The organism is Anaerobacillus arseniciselenatis (assembly GCF_001865995.1).
GTDB lineage: Bacteria > Bacillota > Bacilli > Bacillales > Anaerobacillaceae > Anaerobacillus > Anaerobacillus arseniciselenatis.
Map to the genome: position 1 here is coordinate 1 of NZ_MLQQ01000034.1, position 6,360 is coordinate 6,360.

Here is a 6,360-nt window from a genome sequence, read left to right on the forward strand (position 1 = left end):
AGCGTACCCACCAATTGGCATAGTTTCACATATTATAAAAATAATGTTAGAGGTCGTGTCGAAAAATATTTTTTTGGTACTTCTCCAACGGCTCAAACCGTTGGTATATCAATATTTATAGAGGGAGGGCTGTATAACATGCATTTCAAGTTTGGTGATTTTGGTATTTTACCCCCACCTTTACACATTGCAATCATTGTAATAATAATTATTTTCTTTTTAGTACGGTGGAGTAAGCAACTAGAAACACGACGTTTTACAGTTTTCTTTTACTTTCTTATTAGTACAACGATTGTTCCAATTTTTACTCGAAATACGACAGAAGGTATCTTTGAGTTATGGCTTCCCTTGGGATTTATAGTTGTTTTTTTATACATGTTTCGTAGTAAAAGAAACCATCATTCCAAAGTGAAAGCAAGTATTTTAGGACTTTGCGTAGCAATATATCAGTTGATTCTCCAATACGTTGGGTAGTTTTTATTCCATTAATAAACGCAATAGTTGAGGAACTGTCGTTGCTACGGTTACGCTGCTTATTGAAGTATTGAGCTTCCATTACTCCAATAAGGAGTAATGTCCATTAAGTGTTAAAGAAAAGTATTTTAAGGTGTTTAAATTTAAATCGGCAATGATTAAAGAGGTGGGAAAATGGCGCAAAAGAAAAATATAATTATTATTTTACTATTGCTGTTTGGTTTTATATCTTTGTATTTCAATATTCATTTATTTAATGAAAATAAATCTATAAAAAGTATGGTAGGACGAGATTATTTTAATCAACATGCCGAGGCCAATTCAATAGTTAATGTTGTAGTTTTTGAAAAAAAAGTCAGTGAATTACTTGATGGTGATGTAAAATCATATGATGTTTATAGAACTAGGGTCAACAGTGTTGTTTCTAATATAAAGGGAAGTGTGGGAGGTTACTATAACCGAATCGCGTTATCATTAGATGAAATTGCGAGTCTTTATGAAAAGGGTGATATAAAAGCAATTGAAGTTAAAGCAGAATATACTAAGTCAAAAATTATTGTGATGAATGAAATTTATAGCAAAATGGAAGAGACGTTAGGTTTAGAGGACGTGAAATGGTATGGAGAGCTAACGAATTCTAATTCCGAAATAAATAATTTTATAAATGATAAGTTTGAGTTTTTTAATAAGTAATGGAGACTTATTCCATTAACGACGTGCGATACTTGAACAGTGGCAGTGATACTTTTGTTTTAGTAATGAGCAGGTTTATAAAAAATTTGGTAGGGGGAAACCGCTTGAAAAAAAATCTAATTTCCATAATAGTAATAATGCTATTAGTATCATCTTTGGGAATGAATTATCATTTTTTTAATGAAACAAGTTCTTTTAAAAACATGATTGGACTGAAATATAGGCTTAACCATGAGGAAGTTATGTGGAATTTTGAAGTGGAAGTTTTTGACCATGTACTGAAACAGTTGCGTCAAGGGGACGAGGTACAATTTGCACGATATTATGTAAAAGTCAGTTCCTTAGCTGCTTCTCATCGACTTGGAAATGTAGATAATTTTTATGTGATTCTTCTTCCACCACTGAATGAAATTTCTATAAATTATGCGGAAGATGATATGGATGCGTTAGACAAGAACGCAGAGATATATATAGAAAGACTGAAAATAACCAACGATGTTTTGGCAAAATTAGAAGAAACTTTAGGAGAAGCTAGTAATAAAGAGTGGTACAATCAACTATCTAATATCAATTCCGAATTAAATAGCTATATTAGCGAAAGATGGTCTCAAGAATTTCAAGGTCAAGGGGGAAGGGGCTAAGGGAAGCTCTTGAAAACTGATGATTAAAAGAGTAAATATTAAGCTAACGAAAGCATTAGTAAAAAAGGGGGAGAAAAATATGATGTTTGAAAGTATTCCTTGGACTACTCATATAATTTACCAACTAATAATGTTAATCTTTTGGGTTGGTATTATATTTATTATCGTTTCGGTTTTTAGAAACAGTAGGGAAAATAACAAGCGTTTAAAGAGAATTGAAGAAAAAGTTGATAGCTTAATCGAAAAGAAAAGCAAAAATTAAAAGATTTAATATTAAAAGATTTAATATTGAACAATACGAACAACATAACCAGAAATGGCTGATGAAGGATTTTAAATATGTTAATCAATTGTCGTAAATTCAGGATCTATGACGAATGACATTAGTTTCTAAATTTAATTTATATCTATGTGTGTTATTTAACTGAGCCAAACTGGGCCATTTAGTTGATGATCACAATTCCGTATGATTTGCTTCCAGAAAAGCATAGAACCAAAGTAATAATTAATAACTACTTTTTATTTTCGTGTGTCCTTAATTGCTGGTAATCATTTAATAGTATGTCTAAATCTTGACTTATTTTTATAGTTTCGGGGTGGTTAATCCCCTTTAATTGAGCTTTGGATATCATGCAGGAACGTAAGGTGTTAATTTCTAACTCAATGTCTTTAAGTTTTTTATTATTCATTATTCATTATACTAATCTCCTACAATAAACGAATAAACACAACGAGTACCATTTTATAACAGGTATTACCGACTGTTAATAGTTTCGACAAAAGTACTAATTAAACGACAAAATTGTTCAATTTAATTCTACGTACTGAGAAATCACAGTAAAATATAGGCTTTAACTAGACATATTATTTCGAATTATTTAAAATATTATATAGACATTGACTAATGAAAAAGGTGAGATAGTATGGATATTTCTTTTATTATTAGTGCTCTGTATGTTGTAGATGTATTATTAAAAAGGGAGGAAGACCACCTCAAAAAACAAGAGCTTTATCAGTTGAAACAAAAAACTATTTTAAAACTTCAGCAAAAAAAATTAGCCGAAAGTCTTGGGCTATACCAACCCACACGTTCTAACGATCTTGTAGTTGTTTATCGAGTTAGTGGACCAGACACGCCAGACTTTTATTTCTTCTTGTTACCTACCGAAAAAGACCTTACTCTACCATTACTTGAAAAAAGAGGATTTGAATTTTGTAATCCTAAACCTAAATATGTTCCTGCTTTGTATTATGCAGTGGCGGAACTTGAAAAGTATACTTTAGAACCGCCTCCCAAAAAGCGTAAAAACCGACGGAAAAGTTCAATTAAACAAAATAGATCTATTTTTGTTTGTCGCTACTTAGATGATCGACAACCTTTTCGACCTTATTACTAAATCTTGAATTATAAAGCACTTCAAAAATAGAAATACTTATTCTTTATCTTGTAAACTTTAACATAAATAATACATCTAAATACTATAGTAATAATTTAAAAAGCTATCTTTTATAGAAGGTGGAGGTTGTTAAACAAGAGCATTTTTCAGCTCATATTTTACTGTTCAGGTTTAACGAGATATTTTAGCTAGAAATTCATGTATACCAATGATTATTTAAAGAAAATACGAACTTTGTTTAACGGGTTATTAATTCGTTAAACGAGAAAAGTATTTTATTTAATTTGGATTTTAAGTTTTTATATAAAAATAATAAAGACACCTCCATTTTACTATTATTTAGGTGTGCTGGACCTTTCCATATTTCCTGAAAAGTCCCTAAGTTCACATTAATTTCTGTAAAAGTAATAAGTTTTAGATGGTAGTTTCAAGCTGTGGTATTTTGCTTATTTTTCTGGTGATGGGTATCTGAAAATAAGTTAGTGAAGAATTCGACACAGTTTGTATAACTCTCTCTTATGAAAATGAAGGTAAAGAACTAGATTTCCTAATAAACCCTGATATGAATAAAGAGTCTCATAGGGTTTACTATGTTGCAATGAGTAGAGCTCAGTATAAATTAATAATTAAATTGAAAGCTGTAAGTGAAGAAATTAAGTCGAAGCTTGAAAAAATAGGATTCGAAATAGTACACCTAAGAGATTCTTAACTAAATTGTAAAGAGGTAGGAAAGTGTTTCTAGTATTTAAATGATGTATGTGAGACAGTATGTTTATTACTCACTCTGAATTCTCCCAAAATGTGAAGCTGTATAGACAGTTATATTTATACAGAATAGTAAAGTTGCACTTATTGATAAAAGATAACGAAGTAAGCATTGAAATTGGAAAAAGCGTACTTGAAGTAACGCAGATTGTGGAAGAAGATAATAAGTGGATGTGACCTATGATAAAAACAATTGATATTAGTAATAGAAAACACGCTAGGGATGTTTTAAATGTTCAAATACCGTCATATAAGGTAGAGGCAGAAATAATTGGTTCCTATGAAATACCCCCATTAAAGGATACAGTTTATAATTTGCAACATTGCGAAGAAACTTTCATTGGTTATTATAAAAATGAACAATTATGCGGAGGAATTTCTATTAAAATAGTTGACGAGGAAGTTGATATTCATAGGTTAATAGTACATCCAAACCATTTTAGAAAAGGAATTGCACAAATGCTATTAAATTTCATTGAAAGTACGTTCAAGGTTGAAACGATAAAAGTATCAACAGGTTCTAAAAATGTACCAGCTGTTAGTTTTTATAAAAAGAATGGATTTATAAATATTAAAGAAGTGATGGTGAAAGAACAAATATCCATAACCATTTTTGAAAAGAAATTGTAATCTTTTATTGAAGTAACACTCCCTTATGTTGAAGAAGGAAGACAAAAACAAGGGTTCCTTTTGCTGCACAGTTCAACCATACGGGTTATTAAATAGTTCTCTTAAGAGACGATTGCTAAAAATGAAATCGTCTTTCGTATTTGACCTATAATGCGCAACAAGAAAAAAATCAGGATTTTTTTAGTAAAGTGCTTAGAAATTTAAACAATACTCTTGATAATATTATTACAATGAAAATTTGGTATATACAAAGTAGGTTATGAGAAGTAAATACGCTTGAACAAATGAATTTTGAAGAGATTCATTTGTATAGGTGTTTTAAGTTAACAATAATTTAGTTTTTTATAGGACCTTACTGATGTAAGATCCTGTTATTCTCTTTTAAGATATTTTTCTGATTTTTCCATAACAAAATTATAAAACTTTTTATTATTTTTCAATTCAAAAATCGTTAATGCCTTCATAAAGTCTTTTTCGAAACCATCTCGTTTTAATAAAGCCTTACATAAACCTTGATGGTAGAACAATTCTCCTAAAGATTGCATACTATTTGTTCCAGTACAGGTTCTAATACCTAGTTCACAATACTTTAATGCGTTTTCGTATTCACATATTTTAATATAATAGGCTGAAAAATTATAAAACAATCTTATTTTAATGTCACTTATATCTATTTTAGAGATCTTACTGATAAAATCTTCGGCTTCTTTGTATGATATCAAAGCGTCTGCATATTGAGATAGATTAAAGTGAAGATTTGCTTTACTAATCAGAATTTCAATTTTCATTTTTAAGCTATCAACATTCACAGTTTCGTTAAGTTCCTTGATTGCATCATTGAATAGGTGAAACGGTTTTTCTTTTTCTTTATTTATGTAATACAAAATTAAGGCTTGGTGCCAAAGAACGAAACCTCTTAATATACCACTATCGAATCTAGGGGAGGAAATGTGCTTATTAATAATCTTTTTAACATCCTCATAATCTCGTTTTAACACAGCTTGTCGTACATCATCCATAAATGCTTGTGTATATCTATAACTATCTTCATCCATATACACAAGCAGATCATTTGTTGAAATTTTTAACTTTACACATAATTTATATAACATCTCTGAACTAGGGGTTATGTTACCTTTTTCTAACTTAGTTACGAAAGTGCGATCACAAATCCCTTCAGCTAATTGCGATTGAGTTAAACCTAAAGACTCTCGTAAGTTTTTGATTTTAACCCCTATATTATTCTCCACGAAAACAACACCCCTGTAACAATTTTTAATAAGTTTATTTTACCATAATAATACAAATGTAGAAATTTTAGAAGAGTTACTAAGGTGAATATATTCACCCAACCCTTCAATTTCGACAGCTTTATTGCACAATCTCCATTCTAAATTAACTACATTCCGAAACAACTCCTTTTTTCCACTTTGTTACAAGATTAAAAGTTTAGTATTTTTTAACTAAACAGGAAAGGGGGTTATATCGAAATGAACAAAAGATTATTTTTTCTATTCTCATTAATTTTAATTTCATCTCTTTTTACAGCAAGTTCAACTTTTGCCTCTGAGGAATTTGAACCGAAATCCGATGACGGACTTCCAGTAGTTGATTATTTCGAACAAAATTAAAGGAGCATTCCTGTTAGAAGGATTTTCGGGGACTTGAAAAAAAAAGAGCCCTCCTGGTATGATACGGGGTGTCAAATCGTGCACCGAGATGACCCCTAACTTAGTTAACCAAGGAGGACTTCATAATGA

The 6,360-nt window shown here is 30.3% G+C and carries 9 protein-coding genes; 7 read left to right on the forward strand and 2 right to left on the reverse strand.

What is annotated here, in order from left to right; genetic code table 11:
* The 4 genes from BKP35_RS12410 to BKP35_RS12425 all read left to right on the forward strand — a co-directional run.
* Positions 1 to 474 (forward strand): hypothetical protein (locus tag BKP35_RS12410; RefSeq protein ID WP_337959645.1); only part of this gene is annotated, 474 nt, incomplete at its 5' end.
* A gap of 174 nt (positions 475 to 648) precedes the next feature.
* Complete coding sequence (locus BKP35_RS12415) at positions 649 to 1,167, forward strand: hypothetical protein (RefSeq protein ID WP_071313679.1); 519 nt, start codon at positions 649 to 651, stop codon at positions 1,165 to 1,167.
* Positions 1,168 to 1,271: 104 nt separating this feature from the next.
* Entirely contained in the window at positions 1,272 to 1,808 is a 537-nt protein-coding gene (locus BKP35_RS12420; RefSeq protein WP_071313680.1) for a hypothetical protein, read from the forward strand.
* Positions 1,809 to 1,827: 19 nt separating this feature from the next.
* Complete coding sequence (locus tag BKP35_RS12425; RefSeq protein ID WP_071313681.1) at positions 1,828 to 2,070, forward strand: hypothetical protein; 243 nt, start codon at positions 1,828 to 1,830, stop codon at positions 2,068 to 2,070.
* A gap of 250 nt (positions 2,071 to 2,320) precedes the next feature.
* Here the strand turns inward: BKP35_RS12425 and BKP35_RS18975 are convergent, their stop codons facing one another.
* A complete protein-coding gene (locus tag BKP35_RS18975) occupies positions 2,321 to 2,497 on the reverse strand; it encodes an aspartyl-phosphate phosphatase Spo0E family protein (protein WP_084031634.1) in 177 nt (58 codons plus the stop codon).
* Positions 2,498 to 2,731: 234 nt separating this feature from the next.
* Here BKP35_RS18975 and BKP35_RS12430 point away from each other — a divergent pair, with 234 nt between their 5' ends.
* Together BKP35_RS12430 and BKP35_RS12435 are read left to right on the forward strand one after the other, a co-directional pair.
* A complete protein-coding gene (locus BKP35_RS12430) occupies positions 2,732 to 3,205 on the forward strand; it encodes a YkyB family protein (RefSeq protein WP_071313682.1) in 474 nt (157 codons plus the stop codon).
* A 945-nt stretch (positions 3,206 to 4,150) separates the two neighbouring features.
* Positions 4,151 to 4,600 carry a GNAT family N-acetyltransferase gene (locus BKP35_RS12435; protein WP_071313683.1) on the forward strand — a complete coding sequence of 150 codons (450 nt, stop codon included), beginning with the start codon at positions 4,151 to 4,153 and terminating at the stop codon, positions 4,598 to 4,600.
* Between the two features lie 371 nt (positions 4,601 to 4,971).
* Here BKP35_RS12435 and BKP35_RS12440 read toward each other — a convergent pair whose 3' ends face one another.
* Positions 4,972 to 5,850, reverse strand: coding sequence for a helix-turn-helix domain-containing protein (locus BKP35_RS12440; protein WP_071313684.1), 879 nt, complete (start codon positions 5,848 to 5,850; stop codon positions 4,972 to 4,974).
* A 240-nt stretch (positions 5,851 to 6,090) separates the two neighbouring features.
* On the opposite strand from BKP35_RS12440, the gene BKP35_RS19605 reads away from it, so the two are divergent.
* Positions 6,091 to 6,231 (forward strand): hypothetical protein, encoded by a 141-nt coding sequence (locus tag BKP35_RS19605; RefSeq protein WP_169819218.1) that lies wholly within the window; start codon positions 6,091 to 6,093, stop codon positions 6,229 to 6,231.
* The last annotated feature ends 129 nt before the right edge of the window (positions 6,232 to 6,360 follow it).

What these genes read in the sequence shown, in the direction of transcription:
- BKP35_RS12415 (WP_071313679.1), top strand. Translation starts at nt 649, where the DNA reads ATGGCGCAAAAGAAAAATATAATTATTATTTTACTATTGCTGTTTGGT.
- BKP35_RS12425 (WP_071313681.1), top strand. Translation starts at nt 1,828, where the DNA reads ATGATTAAAAGAGTAAATATTAAGCTAACGAAAGCATTAGTAAAAAAG.
- BKP35_RS18975 (WP_084031634.1), bottom strand. Translation starts at nt 2,497, where the DNA reads ATGAATAATAAAAAACTTAAAGACATTGAGTTAGAAATTAACACCTTA.
- BKP35_RS12435 (WP_071313683.1), top strand. Translation starts at nt 4,151, where the DNA reads ATGATAAAAACAATTGATATTAGTAATAGAAAACACGCTAGGGATGTT.
- BKP35_RS19605 (WP_169819218.1), top strand. Translation starts at nt 6,091, where the DNA reads ATGAACAAAAGATTATTTTTTCTATTCTCATTAATTTTAATTTCATCT.
- BKP35_RS12430 (WP_071313682.1), top strand. Translation starts at nt 2,732, where the DNA reads ATGGATATTTCTTTTATTATTAGTGCTCTGTATGTTGTAGATGTATTA.